Here is a 17,989-nt window from a genome sequence, read left to right as displayed (position 1 = left end):
GGGAGGTGGATTAAGCGAACGAAATTGACGATAACACCCAATTAAGCCACTTTGTCGGTAAAACAAAAAGCCACAGAAATGGCTCTTCTGTGGCTTTATATACTGCTAAATATTTTGTCTAAAAATATTACTTAATACGCTGAGAATAACTAATTCCGTTTCCCAAAGACTGCGATGTTACGTCAGCAGATTGGAAATCCCCGACTTCAGCACTCAAGGACTGGAAGGTATTTGATGATTTTGGCTTATTGCCTTTCACTGGGGTTTTCTTTGAATTACTCGCCGTCGCTAAGTCAGTGGTTTTCTTATTCGCTGGCTTATTCACCGTATATTTATACTTACCGCTGTTGCTGGTCAAAGTACGTTTGGTGTTAGTGCTGGCCGTTCTCAGGTTACCTTTCGTATTAACCGCTTTACCCTTTAGCTTTGAAGTCGCATCAAGATTGGCATAGTCCGAGCTCTCTTGGGTATATTTAGTCAGGCTATAGTTCGGCTTAGTCAGTGCACCGTTAGCCTTCTTAAACGGGCTAGCAGACTTGCTATTGCCTATATTCTTATTTTTACCGGCGCGAGGGCTGCTGTCGCTATCATTGCTTGCCAGCATAAGCTGACCGCTAAAGTTATCGGCCATCTTCACATTGGTTGATAACGGATTAACCGCTTTATTATTGACTAACAGCTCATAATGCAAATGAGGGCCGGTTGATCGACCGGTGTTACCGGACAGTGCAATTTTCTGGCCCCGCTTAATCTTTTGTCCTTGCTTAACCAGCAGCTTACTTAAGTGCATATACTGGGTTTTGTAATTATCACCATGTTTAATCACAATGTAATTACCGGCTGAACGACTGAATTTAGCAATAACCACTTCACCTGCACCTGTTGATACAACAGCAGAGCCAATGGGCATTGAGAAATCTATTCCTTCATGGGGAGTGACTTTACGCGTTACCGGATTAACACGAGTAGGATTAAATTCGGAAGTCACTTTAAACGGTTGAGCCGTAGGATAACGTAATAATACTAAGCCAGACTTGGTATTTGACAGTGAGCTCTTGGTATTGTTATCTGAGTTCGGTGATGCAAAAACATTCCAGGAAGTGAATATTAATGAACAGATTGCAAGTCTACATAACTGTTTACTTAACAAAGGCTTAATTAGGTGAAACTTGCCCGACATTATGTCCTATCCTCGTGAATATTTTTCATTCTTTCTGTCTGCCTTACTGGCTGCAATGGTAACGTGGGATGTATTCTGCCTTATTCGTTCCCCGAAGTGAGTATAGATTTGTAAAGAAGCTTAAATCCTGAAGCGCTAATCACCGAAAAATAACGCTAGGCTAAAAATAAAAAATAATAAAAACAGCACGTTAAACGACACTGTTTTTAACATTATTTTCTTACTATTTTTTGACCAACTCCACATCCATACCAATTAGTGGGTTTGGACTAAAAGTAGGCCTAATTATTGCTTGGCTATTTATTGCTATCGCTATTTATTGTCATAATTATTATTTCAACGACGGCCGGATAAAACCGCTGTTTTTATCTAACAAATGCTTCGCCCGATCGGCGGATAAATTTGCCAATATCATCACTATCGCGGTTTTACAGTGTCCGCCACATTGTTGCAATGCTTGAGTTGCCACCAAGCTATCGCATCCGCAGGCCTGCATCACAATATTAATCTGGCGCTGAACCAGCTTTGCATTGGTCGCCTCAACGTCAACCATCAGATTGCCGTAAACTTTGCCAATACGAATCATGGCTCCGGTAGTGAGCATATTGAGTACCAGTTTCTGCGCGGTTCCGGCCTTCATACGGGATGAGCCGGTTACGACTTCAGGGCCGACTACGGGCTCAATGGCAATATCCGCCAAACGGCTTATCGGGCTATCCGGATTACAGCTTAGTGCAACCACCGTTGCCCCAACGCTTTTGGCATAAGTCATGGCACCAATCACATAAGGCGTTCTTCCGCTGGCGGCGATGCCGACCAATACATCGCGCCGATCAATATGAAGTTCCCGCAGATCGCGCTCACCTTGTATCGGGTTATCTTCCGCGTTTTCTACCGCTTTCAGAATTGCCTGATGCCCGCCGGCAATCAATCCGACGACCATTGCCGATGGTGTTCCATAGGTTGGCGGGCACTCACTGGCATCAAGAATGCCTAAGCGGCCCGATGTCCCTGCGCCGCAATAAATTAAGCGCCCACCCAAAGTGAATGCGGCCGAGATCTTATCCACCGCTTCAGCAATTTGTGGCAGTACCCGTTCAACGGCCAGTGCAACCTTCTTATCTTCATTATTAATCACTTTCAGCATATCGAGGGTTGATAGGGTATCAATCGCCTCACTGGCCTGATTACGGCCTTCAGTTACCATGGTGTTTAAATCAATTTTCATTACAACCCCGATATAATAAAGCGGCCAACATGGACATAATCAACGCTGACATACTGGCAAACAAAGATAATAACTCAATGAACAAAGCATCACTTTTCATCAATAGAATAGTGTATTTGAACCCGTTCATCGCCTAAATCCAAATCATTCCACACTCTGGGTTTTGGTTTAATCTCACCTTGACGCATAATTTGTTTAAACCTATCGGCGCTTTTATCAGATGAATAAGGGTTCACGCTACCGATCCGCTGCCACCGATCTTTAAGCATTGAAAAGATCGAACACCGAGGCGTCATTCCATCATTAAAATTACACACCATATACTCATCTTTGCCGTCAGCATCTAAATCTAGCGCTAAAGCCATACACTTGGTACTGTCTTTAAGGCATTCCCGAGTTTCATAGTTATCTTCAGAAACAAAAACACGCCAAAAATCGGCCGGCGGCATGGTGGTACCTTTAGCCAATTCCATTCCTTGCTGAACGCGCTTTGCCACTAATTCAGCATACTCAGCGTTGGCTGTTTCATCGATAGAATTATCCCATACGCTCTGTCTGGCCATCACCCGCTCTAATTCTGCTTTGCGAAGCGCATCGCTGACATACTGTGGATCGTTTTTAAGCGCCAGTAGCGCATCATTACCCGCGCGGCCATATTTAAAGCGCCATGCATTCAGATCGAGGCTTTCACTCGAGGTTAAGTTTTGTTGATAACGGGCCAATTGGCTGGAAATACTGATGCGATATGGATCCAGTAGCGGAGAATTAACCAAAACTAACAGAACAATCATAACCAGAGACATCAATCGATTGATGCTGCTTAACGGTTGTAACCAGCGATCACGGCTGCGCATAACGGAGAAGGCATAGCTACAGGCGAAACATACCGCTACACAAATAATCACCGTTGCCAGCACCCGCTCCGGCGTCCAGCCATATTGAGCAACGCGGACCCACATCGAATACAATGCAAATAAGGCATACACCGGTAAAACCAGTATAGAAGCATTCACTAACCAACGAATCGCTTTAGGGTATGGCGGGGTGCTTAAGCCTGTTTGATAAACGGCATTCACAAACACCACCAGCAGTGCCACCATCGTAGTCAATAGACCCGCCGCCGACCATTCTGCCGTCAACGCATTTAAGCCAACAAAGGGCAAGGTGATAATAAAAATCAGGGCAATAAATGACAGAAGCGGCAACAGGCCTTTAATCATTACCGAAAGAACGTTACGGCCAACTTTAATAAATTGAGTTTGGGTTCGTCCGGTCAGAATACCAATTCCGACCATAAAGCCATTGGCGAGGTAGATAAACAGGTCGTTATCAAAAAACAGGTTTTCAAAGAATTCAATACCCAGCAGGCTAAACAGGCTGGCACACAGCCGGAGAATGCCCCAGAACAGGCCAATGAGTATTAATGTAATCACCACCGTCAGGCTGTTTAACCATAGATTATCATGCAGAGATTCATAGTCAGGGAACCAGCTCTTTTGGCTGATTTGAGCCTGTAGCCAAGGCAGTGTCAAAAATACGAATGCTGATAGGCAGGCATAATATTGGAACTGTATCCCGCTTTTCCGCATCCCGCCGAAAATGTCATATAAGCTCCAGTTGGCCCAGCTTGCTACTATCAGCAGCATAATCAGAATAATTCCCAACCCCCGCCATAAGCGAAAATCTTTCAGGGAAATAACTGACAACGACAGCATAAGCGGTAAGGTAAACAATAGCGTATTACAGAACAATAGAGCCGTTTGGAAACTGGCAACCTCTATCCTTTCAAAGCTATCACGGGTTAAATAGAGAAATGCGCCTTGTAAAAGCCCGAGCAAGATAATAGTCAGGCGGCTTGATTTAGGCAGTACGGTGCAACTCATCTTCACCTCCTCTGACAAAAATGGTGATTAAAAGGCACTGTAGCAAAATCGTACTCTGGTTGTTGAGGCATCCCTGACTCTCCCGTTATCAAATAACTCAATATCTTAAGGTATGGGCAATTCTAACCTTTTAGTGACAGCAATGAGACAGGAAAAACAGCACGGGTTGTAAGGAGGTATGACAGACCAGAAAGCAGAATAGGACACATAAATGGGTCCTATTCTTACCTGAAGCCAATCACCCAGCCCTTGGGTTAAGCGTATCGGGTTATTGCCGCATACCTACCGCCAGCCGATTAAACGCATTCATCAGGCTAACGGCAAAGGTCAAATCTGAAATTTCAACCTCGCTGAATAACCCTGTCAGCGGTTGATAAACTTCATCCGGCGCGCCGGTAGTATCAATATGTGTAAGTGATTCAGCCCAGGCCAGCGCGGCGCGTTCCTGTGGGTCAAAAACATCGCTAACCCGCCAACCGGCTAAGGTATCCAGCTTACGCTGATCGACCCCCTGAGCGCGCAGCGCTTTACTGTGCATATCCAGACAGAAGGCACATCCGTTAATCTGTGATACCCGTAGGTAAATCAGCTCGATAAACGGCTTACCCAAAACGCTTTTATCCAGCGCCGCTTTGCAAGCGCCTAAACCGGCATAAGCCTCGGAAGAGAGCTTGCTGTAGGGTAATCGTAATTCACTCATATATACCTCTGTTCAATATAGATAGCGGGAAAAATAGTGCCAAAAAATTCGCTCTAGCTAATGCTATTGCATGGCGGCCACTTTACTGATTATATGGACCACTCACCAGAGCCATATTATAAAAATATGAGTGGGCCATAATGAACAAATTCACTTCTCATATCAGCATTAATTCATCTAACCCTCTGCCGGTTTACCGTCAAATATACCGACGAATTAAAGACGCTATCGTGGCCGGTAGCTTAAAGCCCGATGAACGACTGCCTTCAATGCGGGTACTGGCCAGCGATCTTGGGTTGGCCAGAGGAACCATAGAAAGCGCCTATGCCATGCTGATTAGTGAAGGATATATTGAGAGTCGCGGCCAGTCAGGCACCAGAGTATCTGGCCAGCTCCGGCTTGCCTCGCTGCCGACAATTGATAATGGCTTACCGGCGGCAGAAAAAAAGTCAGCCATGCCGCATATTAGCCATTTCTCACACCAGCCACTTCAGTTGGGGCTACCTGCACTGGATGAATTTCCGCTGACGTTATGGAACCGTTTGGCGGGCCGTCAGGTACGCCAAACTTCACCAACCTACCTGGCTCAACCACCGGCCGCCGGTTATCGTCCTCTGCGAGAAGCGATTGCCCGCTACCTTCAGCTATCACGCGGTATTACCTGCCAGCCCCGCCAAATTTTTATCTGCGGCGGCTATAGCTCCGTGCTACGGCTGATTATTGACACCCTTTATCAGCACGGTGACCGGATTTGGCTGGAAGATCCCTGCTATTTGATTGCCCGCCAGATTTTTACTCAGGCCGGTGCTCAGCTCGTTCCGATAGATATTGATAATGACGGCATAAATGTAGAGCTGGCTATACAACGGCAAAATAAAGCCCGATTTGCGCTGGTTACCCCAGCCCACCATAGCCCGACCGGCGTAACGCTAAGTTTATCCCGGCGACTCGCCCTGCTGGCCTGGGCGACAGAGCGCCAGTCATGGATTATTGAAGATGACTACGATGGCGAGTTTCGCTATCAGGGCCACCCGCTTCCGGCGTTAAAAAGCCTCGATACCCGCGGGCGTGTACTGTATGCGGGCACTTTCAGTAAGGTTCTGTTTCCTGCGCTACGCACCGCCTATTTAGTCGTGCCTGAATCGCTGGTTGAGCAATTTGAACAGGCCATCTGTATTTCACCTTGTACCAGTCAAGTGGCAATACAGGGCGCCATTGCTGACTTTATTGACCAAAGCCACTTCTATCGTCATCTGAAAAATATGCGCACGCTATACGCTCGTCGTAGAAGCTTTTTAATTCAGGCCATTGAAGAAAGCCTCGGCCACCTAAAAATTGAGACCCACTTTGGCGGCATGCATCTGATCCTTCATCTGGAATATCCGATGAACGACAAAGTCATTACTGAGGTCGCCAGAAAAAACGGACTGGCAGTAGAAGCCTTAAGCCATTGGAGTATTAATAACCAACGGCTCAACGGGCTATTGCTTGGATTTACTAATATTTCATCACTGGACCATGCCCGTCAGCTCATCCATACTCTGTCAAAAATAATTCAAATGAAATAGTGTCGACTGTACGGTTAACGCACAAACAAAATATGTTTAATTACAATAAGATTGATAAATAATTATGACTAAGCTTACAGAAATGTTAAACCCGTTAGAGATTGGCATCTAAAAAAAGCCACGAGCCAACTTACTATCGTGATAAGTCTATTTTTAGCCATATAAAATTGAATGGAAAGCATGGCAAACAATAGCACCATAATCCCTGTTTAATAAGCACAAAAGGTCTAAGCCTTGTCAATTATTTTGATTTTTATTTAGTTCGAAGAGATATTAAGCCAGTTGCTATAAAAAGCACTTAAACTCCATCTGGAAAGACCCTGAAAATAGTGATAGTTTAAGCATCATGCTACTAAGATAACGCCATTTTTATTGGGTTATAATTAAACAGGTTGGAATATCATCCGGTTTGGTTTTCAACTAAATAATCAACCAGTCGAACGCTTTAATCTGCGCCGGTTCGTGTTTTAGTGGAGGTTAATTTACGCAATGACGCGTTATACATCTGGTCATTACTTTGCCGGAATTGACGTGGGTTCGACAACCGTCAAGCTGGTGTTGCTCGATCAGCAACAGCAAGTAATACATCACGACTATCAGCGCCATTTCTCTGATATAAGGCAGACGCTGTTGAGCCTGCTTGAACAGGTTCAGAAACACTGCCCGACGCTAGAAATCACCCCGGTGATCACCGGCTCCGGTGGTTTAGCCCTCTCTGACTTACTCAATATCCCCTTTGAACAAGAAGTTATTGCCAGTTCAAAAACCATTACGACCGTTGTTCCTCAAACTGAGGTCGCTATCGAACTGGGCGGGGAAGACGCTAAAATTACCTATTTCGATCACCACAGCGTCGACCAGCGCATGAATAACAGCTGCGCCGGAGGGACCGGGGCATTTATCGATCAAATGGCGTCACTGTTGGAAACCGATGCGGCGGGTCTGAACCAATTGGCCGACGGCTATCAGACCCTTTACCCCATAGCATCCCGCTGTGGGGTATTTGCCAAAACAGACGTTCAGCCACTCATCAACCAGGGGGCGGCTAAAGAAGATATTGCCGCCTCTATCTTGCAGGCGATTGTTAATCAAACCATCAGTGGTTTAGCCTGTGGTAAACCTATTCGCGGCAAAGTCGCCTTTCTCGGCGGCCCGCTCTACTTCCTGTCTAACCTGCGGAAACTGTTTATAAAAACGCTGCGGTTGAAAAAAGACGACATCATCTTCCCTGAAAACCCACAGCTGTTTGTTGCGATGGGTGCCGCTCTGCTAGCCAAACAGCAGGGAGAAAGCCTGCCACTAACGTGTTTAATTGACCGACTGCGCTACGCTCAGGAAAATACGGTTAAAGAAGTCGACATACTACCGCCGCTATTTACCGACCAACAACAGGTCGACGCCTTTCGTCAACGCCACGCTAAAAGCAACGTTAAGCGCGTGCCGTTGGAGGAGTACCGCGGCAATGCCTTCTTAGGTATCGACTCCGGCTCAACCACCACAAAAGTTGCCCTTATTGGCGCTCAGGGTGAACTGCTGTATGACTTCTACGGCAATAATAAAGGCAATCCGCTGAATATTGTCCGCGACGTGTTACAGCGAATTTATCAACGCCTGCCGGAACGGGTTACTATCGCTAAAGTAGCCACTACCGGTTACGGTGAGCAGTTAATTAAAGCCGCGTTCCGAGCCGATGCCGGAGAAGTTGAAACTGTCGCCCACTATAAAGCCGCTGAGCAACTACTGCCCGGCGTAGAGTTTATTCTGGACATTGGCGGGCAGGATATGAAGTGCCTGTACGTGCGCGACGGCGTTATCAATAGCATTTTGCTCAACGAGGCCTGCTCCGCCGGCTGTGGCTCTTTTATTGAAATGTTCGCCCGCTCTCTCAAGATTCCGGTCAAAGAGTTCTCCCGGCAGGCATTATTAGCCGGTAATCCGGTCGATCTGGGCACCCGCTGCACGGTGTTTATGAACTCCAAGGTGAAGCAGGCTCAGAAAGAAGGCGCGACGGTGGCTGATATCTCAGCCGGCCTCTCCTACTCAGTGATTAAGAATGCCTTGTATAAAGTGATCAAGCTGAAACAGCTGGATATGCTGCCGCAAAAAGTCATGGTTCAGGGCGGAACATTCTATAATGAAGCCGTGCTGCGGGCGTTCGAAAACCTGACTGAGAGGCATGTAACCCGCGTTGATATTGCCGGTCTGATGGGAGCCTATGGTGCCGCACTGGTTGCCAGTGAATTAGATGACGGCAAACCATCAACCTTACTTCAGCCCTGCGAGTTGATGAATTTCAGGGTGGAACAGAGCAGCGATCGGTGCAAACAGTGCAATAACCACTGTATGCTGACCATCAACACCTTTGATGACGGGCGAAAGTTTATTTCCGGTAACCGCTGTGAAAAAGGGGCTAACCTAGAGATCGAACCCAGCCCGTTGCCCAACCTGTATGAATATAAAGAGCAGCGGATATTTGACTATAAATCACTGAGCAAAGAGCAGGCTCAGCGCGGCACGGTGGGCATTCCCCGAGTGCTCAATCAGTTTGAGAACTATCCGTTCTGGCATACATTCTTTTGCCAATTAGGCTTCAGAGTGGTGCTGTCGCCACCGTCCAGCGAACGCTTATACCTGAAAGGGATTGAAACTATTCCTTCAGAATCAGCCTGCTATCCGGCCAAGCTGGTTCATGGCCATATCGAGCATCTGATCGAACGTAAAGTCGATCGCATTTTCTTCCCGTCAGTGACCTACGAATGGCAGGAAACCAAAGGCAGTGACCACCACTTCAACTGTCCGGTGGTTAGTACTTACACCGAAGTAGTACGTACCAACATTGATTCGATCAGCCTTTGTCAGGTCCCATATCACAATCCGTTTATCAACTTTAACCATCTTGAATCCGTTGAGAAGGTGCTGTTTGATGAATTCCGAGCTCTCGGGGTACGCAGAGGTGAAGTGAAAAAGGCGGTACAGGCTGCGTGGCAAGAACTTCAGTCAGTGCGAGAAGAGATCCGAGCCAAAGGAAAAGAGGTGGTGAAATGGCTGGTAGAAAATAACCAGCCGGGCATTGTGCTGGCCGGCCGACCTTATCATGTCGATGCGGGAATTCACCACGGTATTGACCGCATCATTATTGAAGAAGGCATGGCGGTACTGACCGAAGATAGCGTAGCCCATCTGGGAGAATCCCTGCTACAGCGACCGTTACGAGTCGTCGACCAATGGGCTTACCACTCCCGGCTATATGCTGCCGGCGCCTATGTTGCTGCCTGTCCGCAGCTTGAGCTGGTTCAGTTAACCTCTTTTGGCTGCGGCCTGGACGCCCTTACCGCTGACCAGGTAGAAGAGGTTCTGCAAGCCGCCAATAAAGTGTATACCCTGATTAAAATTGATGAGGGCGCTAATCTGGGCGCGGTAAGAATTCGTATTCGTTCGCTCAAAGCGGCAATGAATGCCCGCCGGCAGCGACCACCGCCGCCTTCCGATACCCCTTATAAGTCAAAACGTACACCATTTACTGAACAAATGCGGGAAACCCATACTATTCTGGCTCCGCAAATGGCCCCGATTCACTTTGACCTGATCCAGTCGGTATTTCGCTCCGAAGGCTATCGCTTGCAGGTTTTGCCTACGGTGAGTAAGTCAGCGATTGAAACCGGGCTTAAATACGTCAATAACGACGCCTGTTACCCGTGCGTACTGGTGACCGGTCAGATTGTCGATGCGCTGCAAAATGGCGAATACGATCCGGCAACCAGCGCCGCCATTATTACCCAAACCGGCGGAGCCTGCCGGGCGACTAACTACATCGCCTTTATTCGTAAAGCCTTAGAGGATGCCGGCTTCCCGCAGGTACCGGTTATTTCACTCAGTGCATCAGGTCTGGAAGAAAACCCCGGATTTCGCTATAGCTTTAGCCTGGTCAAAAAAGCCGTTATGGCGATTATCTATGGCGACCTGCTGATGCGAACGCTGTTTCGCACCCGACCATATGAGAGTGAACCGGGTTCAGCCCAGCGGCTTTTTGATAGCTGGAACCAGCGCTGTAAGCACAACCTGGAAGGTCCGGCCAGCATGAGGCAGTTCAAAAAAGACGTTGCTCAAATGGTCGCTGAATTCGATAGCCTGCCTCTGCTGGCGGTGCGTAAACCTAAAGTCGGTATCGTCGGTGAGATTCTGGTGAAGTACCACCCCGGTGCGAATAACGATTTAGTGGGCCAGATTGAATCCGAAGGCGGCGAAGCCGTCGTGCCGGATATGCTGGATTTCTTTTTATCCTGCACCTACGGTACCCGCTACGACCGCCATCAGTATGGCCTTAACTTCCTCAGCATGGCGCTTAATCAGGCGGCTACCAGCACCATTGAATGGATGAGAAAGTCTGTCAATAAAGCGCTGAAACGTAGCCGACGCTTTACCGCACCGCCGCCGATTGCCGAATTAGCCTCAATGGCAGAACAGGTGGTATCGCTGGGCAATCAGGCCGGTGAAGGCTGGCTACTGACAGCAGAAATGCTGGAGTTATTAGAAATCGGGGTAAATAATATTGTCTGCGTCCAGCCTTTTGGCTGTTTACCAAACCATATTACCGGCCGTGGCGTGATTAAGAGTTTGAAACTGCGTTATCCGGCGGCCAATATCTTCGCCATTGATTACGATCCCGGCGCCAGTGAGGTTAACCAGCTTAATCGATTAAAACTGATGATGTCCGTTGCTCAAAACGCGATTGACGTTCGGATAACCACAGATGAAGAACACAAGATAGTCGGCTTAGGCAAAAGGTATACGCCAAAGCCTTCTGCCGGTAACTTATAGTCTGAAAATAGCTGCGGCCTTAAACAGAATCAGGGTTAAAGGTCGCAGCTCACTACGTTTAAAACACCCCCTGACACCTGTTATCCCTTAGTGATTAATGCGGACAAAGCTTACCCAACAGTCAAATTAATGATAGATTCAACGCCATACCCCACACCGTTGTTCAATGGTCTGACGGGTTGTAAATAATGGATAAAATCACAGGGACTGTACATGAAAAGCCAATTTACGTTAGATAACCCTATGCCGCCGGTATGGATGATGTACCCCGATATTTCCCAGTACAGCATTGGCTGGCGTATGGGCGGCGGAGAAGATTATAAATATAAGCTTTTAAGCTGGTTAGACAGACTCTCCCCTCAGCAACAGCGGCAATATCAACAGATGTTCCCTGCACCAAAGGCTTGGCGCGGATACTACACCCCGGAAGACCAGACTGAAGATGGCGATGACTTTATCTGCGGCCACGTGGTGCTGTGGAACCGGCACGGTGAAATGGCATATTCCAGAGATAAACTGATGTGTGGGTATAACTCGGGAGATCGACCAGAATATCTGTTTTTCTGGAAGCCTAACCATGACGCCGCCGATAAAACCTGTCTGGGCCAATGGCAACACTCAACGTTCCATGTTGATACCGACACTTACCGCTGCGCCGAACAGTATATGATGGCTGAGAAAGCCTGCCTGTTTGACGATTCCGAAATAGAAAAACAGATTATGAATGCCACCGATGCCAAACATATGAAGGCATTGGGGCAAAAGATCCGCCACTTCGATCAGGCTCTGTGGGACAAAGCCAAGCACGCTATTGTGCTTAATGCTAACTACTACAAGTTTACCCAAAACAGACCAATGCGCGATTTTCTACTGTCGACCGGTAATAAAGTACTGGTGGAAGCCAGCCCGCTGGATACTATCTGGGGCATCGGATTGGGTGAAGATAACCCCAACGCCATCAATCCTAATCGTTGGCGTGGTACAAACCTGTTGGGCTTTGCCCTGATGGAAGTCAGAGACGACCTAAGAAAAGTCTATGCCAACTACCATAAAATTGATTGGTCACAGTTCTCCGCGTACCAAAAGCCAGAGTAATCGTTCAATGTCTACTGAGCTCAATCAACACAGTGCTTGGCCTACAGGACCAGATAGAGTCTATTTGTACGTAGACTTTAACGAAATGGTCGATACAGATTGCTATCTTTTATCTAAAACCGATATCAAAACCGATCGCTACGGAAACCAGATACGCATCGTTGAAAATATGCCAATCGTCGGATTTATGGATGACATAGACCAGAATGGAGAACCCGGCATATTAACTGTCGACGGCTATGCCGAACTGAATGATGGAACCGGCGGCTGGAGTGCTGAGCAGGTCAAATGGTGTATTAGAGTTCAAAAAGATCAATTTCGTCATGAAAAGCGGTAGCGCGTTCGAATTACGGATAACCAGATAACCGTACCTTGTTTAGAATAAAACATCAGCCCTGTGATGGAGAGTAGCGTGAATATCTTTAACAAACTGTTTGGAAGTAAAGCGAAACCCGAAGAAAGCCAACTCGACCAAAGCGAACAATCAGCGGATTGTCATACCAAGCAGGCGCTAATCGAACAGTACGGCGGGTTTGCATTAGAAAAACAAGATAATCTCGCTAATCTGATCGGCGAATTACCCTGGAATGCCAACTTAGATGACGGTGAGATCCGCTTTGGCGATAACCTGTTTTTTCCGATTCAAATCCTCGGCACCTTTTCTCACTCATCACAAACCTGGTTATGGGCATGGGCAAATAGCCAATCGAATATCCCTCAAAACCTGCTGCAACAAGCGCTAACGCTCAAACAATATGGCGAAAATCATGGTATCGACTTATTAAGCAACGACACTGTTGACGCCAGCGAAACCGATTTACACTTTATCGGCCTGATAGCTTCCGGCATGTTCAACTCAAGCGGTTATTATCTGGCAGATTATGGCGAAGGTATTCTTTGCGTCACTATCTCATCCGCAGATATTGATCGGTCGTTTAGCAACGATCATCTTGCAATAATGACGATATTCCCCCAACTAATAGCGTTGTACGAAATGAATCATAAAAATGCATTAACACGCTATCTGCAGCAAAAAGGGTATCAAATCCAAGCGGGTGAAAATCAATTAACCGCAACCAAAGGCGATAAGACCATACGGGCTGAGTTCGATCAACTATCACGTATGACACAGCTTAACGGGTAACCCTATGTCAAAGTTCACCTGCTTGTGTGGGAGTATTATCTCTGATTCGAGCGACTTCGAAAGCTATAAAGCACGCTATATCGCCGATCAGGATTATTATGATTTTCTTGATGAATACCAACAAACCATTACCGAAAGGCAATTTCACGTATTCAGTCGCTATACTCGTGAAATATTTCAGTGTTCGACGTGTCATAACCTTATTGTGTTTTCAAAGGGTGAGAGATTTGATTTTAATCCACTAACACTCGGCGCTGATAATTTACTGCTATCTCGATCGGGCAAGAACTGGAAAGGAATGATGAGCGCAACATTTCGCCAGCAATCGGGGGAGATATACTGGCAAACCAATCAGGAACAGGGCTTCAGACAACACCTCTCGTTATCAGAGCTAAAAGAGTTGTATTATCGCAAGTTTGAAGAACTTAAAACGCTAAACATTCTTAGGCACGCCCATTTAACCATTAACGGGGTCACTGAACATCAGTTTGATATCAACACATCCAAACAAGAATGATTCAGCTTTTTTTGGCTTAAGACCTTGCGCATTGAGCGACATAACATCAACCAATGCGCACTTTAATTTATTGTTTTACTACCCGAGTTAACGCAGGAATTTGTTCGAAAACTTCCCGGTAATTTTCCCATTCACTAAGGGAAGACGCCTGTACGAAAATAGCAAACGCATCTTTACTGCTATCAAACTCCGCCAGCGTAAAATAGTAATAGAACTTTGCCCCGCGATATTCTCCGGTATACAGAGCGCTCGTCAGCGTTTTTCCACCATCCAGCGATTTAGTCGCCAATTGAATGGGTTTCATCTTTTCAACCAAAACAATCTTTGTCATCTTAGATTTCATCTCTTCAATCTGACGATCTAAGATACTCTGAGGGGTGGTACTCTCAGATAGGTCTACTCTTTTGAAAACAAAAATTCCGATGACCGCCTGTCCCTTAGGCGACAAATATTGTACTTCATAAGGGTGCGACCCAGTTTGAGGCTTCCAGCTATCCGGAAAAGCAAACCGCAACAATTCGCTCTTGCTGATAGCGTAATCAACATATTGTTCTTTATCTTTACTTTGCCCGTGAGCCAGCGAGAAAAACAAACTCATAAAGCATAAAAGTAGTAGTTTTTTCATTTATAACGTCCCTGTTATATTAAACATAAATCCCTGATGAGTAGGTCGCTATTCTGTGATAGCCAGTCATAAAGTCAATGGATGAAAATAAAAGGCTTCCATTGATAAATACCAAACAGGGAGCCTATTAGCTCCCTGTTTGGTATTTATCCTTAAGCTATCAAAACGATACCGATGCCTGAAAAAAGTAAATTCTAGGTTCGTCGACATATTTGCCGGAGTTATTATCATTAGATCGGGTAAAATAACGTTGAACAAACAGATTTTTTACACCGGCACCCAGTTTAAGATTAGAAACCGTTGGGCCAAAATCATACTCTCCGCGGAAGTTCCACACCATATACCCGGGAATATTACCAAACTGACCGTCCGCACTTTCAGCCGTAATATATTCAGGGCCGGAGCCCGGTGAACGCTGTTTCGACTGTGAATAGCTGGTATATACGCTGGGCACCGTCTAATTGGCTATACAGATCGCTCAGATCGTAAGTGAACGCTAACTCCGCACCACGATATTTGGTTGCGCCAAGGCTGGTCCAGCCCACATCATTACTGATGTCCTGATTATCAAAGTCGATATAGAACAGCGTAAATTGGCCGGTCCATACCGTATTATCGAAGCGAGTACCCACTTCATCGGTATGCGCTTTCTCCGCACTCAGCCCGGAGGCGGTACGTTATCATTTCTATTTTCATTGATGACAGAAAAAACCCTTTAGTGTATCGTTACACAAAGCAATACCTAACCATCATCAACAGCAGGAATCCCTACTATGTTTAACGATCTGAAAGGTAAGCGCATTCTTATCACCGGCTCAACGTCCGGGATCGGTTTGGCTACGGCAAAAGCCTTCGCCCGCAGTGGTGCAAAGGTTGGTATCAATAGCTATCGGGAAGAAAGCTGTCTGAAAGCCATGGAACAACTTAAGCCTTTGGGCGGTGAAGTTGCCTATTTCGTCGCCGACGTATCCAAATCAGAAGACTGCCAAACGTTAGTTAACGATTTTGTTGAGCGTTTCGGCGGTATTGATGTGCTGATTAATAATGCCGGAGGTCTTGGCGGGCGCAATGGGCTGGAAGCAATTACCGATGAATTTTACGACCATGTTATGAACCTGAATGCCCGTTCTGCCATGATGGTAACCAAATACTCAATTCCTCATTTACGCGCGGCAGCCAAAGCCAGCGGCCAAACAACGTCGGTTATCAGCAGCGGTTCAATTGCCGGCCGCGAAGGCGGAGGCCCCGGAGCCAGTCTGTATGCCAGTTCAAAAGCCTGGCTGCACAGCATGCACCGCAACTGGGTAAAAGAGCTCACCAAAGACAATATTCGCTTTAACGTGGTCGCACCGGGCAGCATTGATACCGCATTCCACAGTGATAAAAGCCCTGAATTGATTGCAAAAATCGGTTCAACTATACCTATGGGGCGGTTTGGTACCAGTGAAGAAGTCGCCCCTAGCTATCTTTTTCTGGCATCACACGCCTGTAGTGGCTACATTACCGGCCAGATCATTGACGTTAACGGCGGCCAAATGGCACCCTAGATAGTCTCTATGGGGCATTACGTTGATACTTAATTAAATAGCTTTATCATCAGTTCTGCCCCCTATAAGCCGGGGCAGAAACTGGATAAATAGAATTGAGGAAGAATGGCAACAATACGTGATGTCGCACAGCGGGCCGGTGTTTCGGTCAGCAGCGTTTCTAATGTCCTTAACGGTCGTTCCGATCGGATGAGGAAAGAGACCCTATTACGCATTGAACAGGCCATCAATGAGCTTCAGTTTCAGCCCAGCCGCGCCGCTTTACAGCTAAAAACCGGTCAGGTCAGCCTGCTCGGTTTATTAGTCCCTTCAATCGTCAATCCGAGTTTTGCTTCCCTTGCTCATGAGGTTGATATTGCTGCCCGCCGCTATGGGTATCGGGTATTGTTGGGCAACACCTACCGTAATCCGGCAGAAGAAAACGCCTTTATTAACGACCTGCTGTCACAGGGGGTGCGTGGCGTCATAGTGGCATCAACCATGGTTGAACAAAAATTTCTCCACTCGGCCCTGCAGCGCGGTCTGGTGATGGTTAACTATGATGTGCAAAGCCAACCGGGATGCGATACCGAGACAGCACCTCAGACCGATAGAGTTTCAATGGATAATTTTCAGGCCGGGAAACTAGCTGCATATCACCTGATTGATCGGGGCTGCCGCAGAATCACTTTTGCCACCGAAACCGGGAAGTCAGCCAGCCGGAGCAGCCGGATTAATGGTTTTTTATCTGCGGTAAAAGAGGCCGGACTTAGCGATAGCTGCACCGTACTGGAAGGCAAAGCCCGCGAAGGCTACGGCGATGCTGAAATGACCGAACTGGGTAAACAGCTGGCGGAAAAAATAGCTCAATCATCCATGATGCCACAGGGGATTGTGGCCATTAACGATATGATGGCAATTGGATTGATCGCGGGCCTGCGGGCGCAGAATATTCGAGTTCCGCAAGATATCTCTATTATTGGTTTTGATAATACGCTGATGTCAGCGTTATTTACCCCGTCCCTCACCTCCGTTGCCCCTCCGCTGGCTAATATGGCTACAACCATGGTTGAGCGCTTAATGGAACGGCTTGCTGACAACGCTATCCCTGCCGGTGAATATCTATTTTCACCGCAGTTAGTGATGCGTGAATCGGTAATAGATTAATATCTCTATCTTTCCCTCAGGGCTTCATTGGCTTTATTCAGCGGCTTAAACAGATAATCCAGTACCGTTTTACTTCCCGTTTTTACGTCAACCGTAGCCGTCATTCCCGGAAAAATAGGGAACTGCTTACCTGACTTATTGGTCAATATATCGACATCAGTACGAATATAAACCCGGTAATAATAGTTCTCTCGGCGCACTTCATCCTGAATGGTGTCCGGTGAAATCATCGTCACCTTGCCTTTCAGTCCGCCATAAATCGAATAGTCATAGGCGGTGATTTTAACCTGCGCATCCTGACCGGGGTGAATAAAAGCCACGTCACGGGGGGATATCCGTGCCTCGATCAATAATTGTTCGTCTAGCGGAACAATCGTCATCAATTTGCCGTTTGGTGGAATAACACCACCGACGGTGCTGACTTCAATATTCTTCACAATACCGCGCATGGGCGCATTAAAGGTCAAGCGAGTCAGGGAATCTGCGCGCCCCAGGGTAACCGAGCGCTGAGCCTCAATTTCGCTGTTAGCCTTAGCCA

At 47.0% G+C, this 17,989-nt stretch carries 13 protein-coding genes and 2 pseudogenes; 8 read left to right on the top strand and 7 right to left on the bottom strand.

What is annotated here, in order from left to right:
- Positions 1–607: 607 nt before the first annotated feature.
- From YWE_RS31405 to YWE_RS0112935, 4 genes and pseudogenes are all read right to left on the bottom strand, one after another.
- A pseudogene (locus YWE_RS31405) lies at positions 608–1,033 on the bottom strand (peptidoglycan DD-metalloendopeptidase family protein); the annotation flags it as partial.
- Positions 1,034–1,511: 478 nt separating this feature from the next.
- Positions 1,512–2,408 (bottom strand): N-acetylmuramic acid 6-phosphate etherase, encoded by an 897-nt coding sequence (murQ, locus tag YWE_RS0112950; RefSeq protein ID WP_029094924.1) that lies wholly within the window; start codon positions 2,406–2,408, stop codon positions 1,512–1,514.
- Positions 2,409–2,497: 89 nt separating this feature from the next.
- Entirely contained in the window at positions 2,498–4,291 is a 1,794-nt protein-coding gene (locus tag YWE_RS0112940) for a DUF4153 domain-containing protein (protein ID WP_051323329.1), read from the bottom strand.
- A gap of 268 nt (positions 4,292–4,559) precedes the next feature.
- Positions 4,560–4,991, bottom strand: coding sequence for a carboxymuconolactone decarboxylase family protein (locus YWE_RS0112935; protein WP_029094922.1), 432 nt, complete (start codon positions 4,989–4,991; stop codon positions 4,560–4,562).
- 140 nt (positions 4,992–5,131) lie between these two features.
- On the opposite strand from YWE_RS0112935, the gene pdxR reads away from it, so the two are divergent.
- The 6 genes from pdxR to YWE_RS0112905 all read left to right on the top strand — a co-directional run bounded on the left by pdxR (position 5,132) and on the right by YWE_RS0112905 (position 14,133).
- The gene (gene pdxR / locus YWE_RS0112930; RefSeq protein WP_036015988.1) at positions 5,132–6,559 is read left to right on the top strand and encodes a MocR-like pyridoxine biosynthesis transcription factor PdxR; all 1,428 of its coding nucleotides are present in this window, start codon (positions 5,132–5,134) and stop codon (positions 6,557–6,559) included.
- 489 nt (positions 6,560–7,048) lie between these two features.
- On the top strand, positions 7,049–11,377 hold the full coding sequence (locus YWE_RS0112925; RefSeq protein ID WP_029094920.1) for a 2-hydroxyacyl-CoA dehydratase: 4,329 nt from the start codon (positions 7,049–7,051) through the stop codon (positions 11,375–11,377).
- A 213-nt stretch (positions 11,378–11,590) separates the two neighbouring features.
- Positions 11,591–12,472: a riboflavin biosynthesis intermediates N-glycosidase gene (gene ybiA, locus YWE_RS27260; RefSeq protein WP_051323328.1), complete on the top strand. Its 882-nt coding sequence runs from the start codon at positions 11,591–11,593 to the stop codon at positions 12,470–12,472.
- Positions 12,414–12,809: a hypothetical protein gene (locus YWE_RS30440; RefSeq protein WP_154661412.1), complete on the top strand. Its 396-nt coding sequence runs from the start codon at positions 12,414–12,416 to the stop codon at positions 12,807–12,809. Before ybiA ends, YWE_RS30440 begins: the two co-directional genes overlap by 59 nt.
- Before the next feature lie 75 nt (positions 12,810–12,884).
- The gene (locus YWE_RS29010; protein WP_051323326.1) at positions 12,885–13,616 is read left to right on the top strand and encodes a DUF6882 domain-containing protein; all 732 of its coding nucleotides are present in this window, start codon (positions 12,885–12,887) and stop codon (positions 13,614–13,616) included.
- A gap of 4 nt (positions 13,617–13,620) precedes the next feature.
- Positions 13,621–14,133, top strand: a complete 513-nt coding sequence (locus YWE_RS0112905; RefSeq protein WP_029094919.1) for a hypothetical protein — start codon at positions 13,621–13,623, stop codon at positions 14,131–14,133.
- Positions 14,134–14,200: 67 nt separating this feature from the next.
- On the opposite strand, the gene YWE_RS0112900 is transcribed toward YWE_RS0112905, so the two are convergent.
- Both YWE_RS0112900 and YWE_RS30085 read right to left on the bottom strand, forming a co-directional pair.
- A complete protein-coding gene (locus YWE_RS0112900; RefSeq protein WP_029094918.1) occupies positions 14,201–14,758 on the bottom strand; it encodes a hypothetical protein in 558 nt (185 codons plus the stop codon).
- Positions 14,759–14,918: 160 nt separating this feature from the next.
- A pseudogene (locus YWE_RS30085) lies at positions 14,919–15,429 on the bottom strand (TonB-dependent receptor domain-containing protein); the annotation flags it as partial.
- 102 nt (positions 15,430–15,531) lie between these two features.
- Between YWE_RS30085 and YWE_RS0112885 the strand changes: the two are divergent.
- Positions 15,532–16,305 carry an SDR family NAD(P)-dependent oxidoreductase gene (locus YWE_RS0112885; protein WP_029094915.1) on the top strand — a complete coding sequence of 258 codons (774 nt, stop codon included), beginning with the start codon at positions 15,532–15,534 and terminating at the stop codon, positions 16,303–16,305.
- A gap of 105 nt (positions 16,306–16,410) precedes the next feature.
- A complete protein-coding gene (locus YWE_RS0112880) occupies positions 16,411–17,451 on the top strand; it encodes a LacI family DNA-binding transcriptional regulator (protein ID WP_029094914.1) in 1,041 nt (346 codons plus the stop codon).
- A 5-nt stretch (positions 17,452–17,456) separates the two neighbouring features.
- Here YWE_RS0112880 and YWE_RS0112875 read toward each other — a convergent pair.
- The coding region (locus YWE_RS0112875) for a beta-barrel domain-containing protein (protein ID WP_029094913.1) at positions 17,457–17,989 on the bottom strand (533 nt) is incomplete at its 5' end.

Source organism: Budvicia aquatica DSM 5075 = ATCC 35567 (assembly GCF_000427805.1).
GTDB classification, from domain to species: domain Bacteria; phylum Pseudomonadota; class Gammaproteobacteria; order Enterobacterales; family Enterobacteriaceae; genus Budvicia; species Budvicia aquatica.
This window is presented reverse-complemented; position numbering and strand designations above follow the sequence as displayed.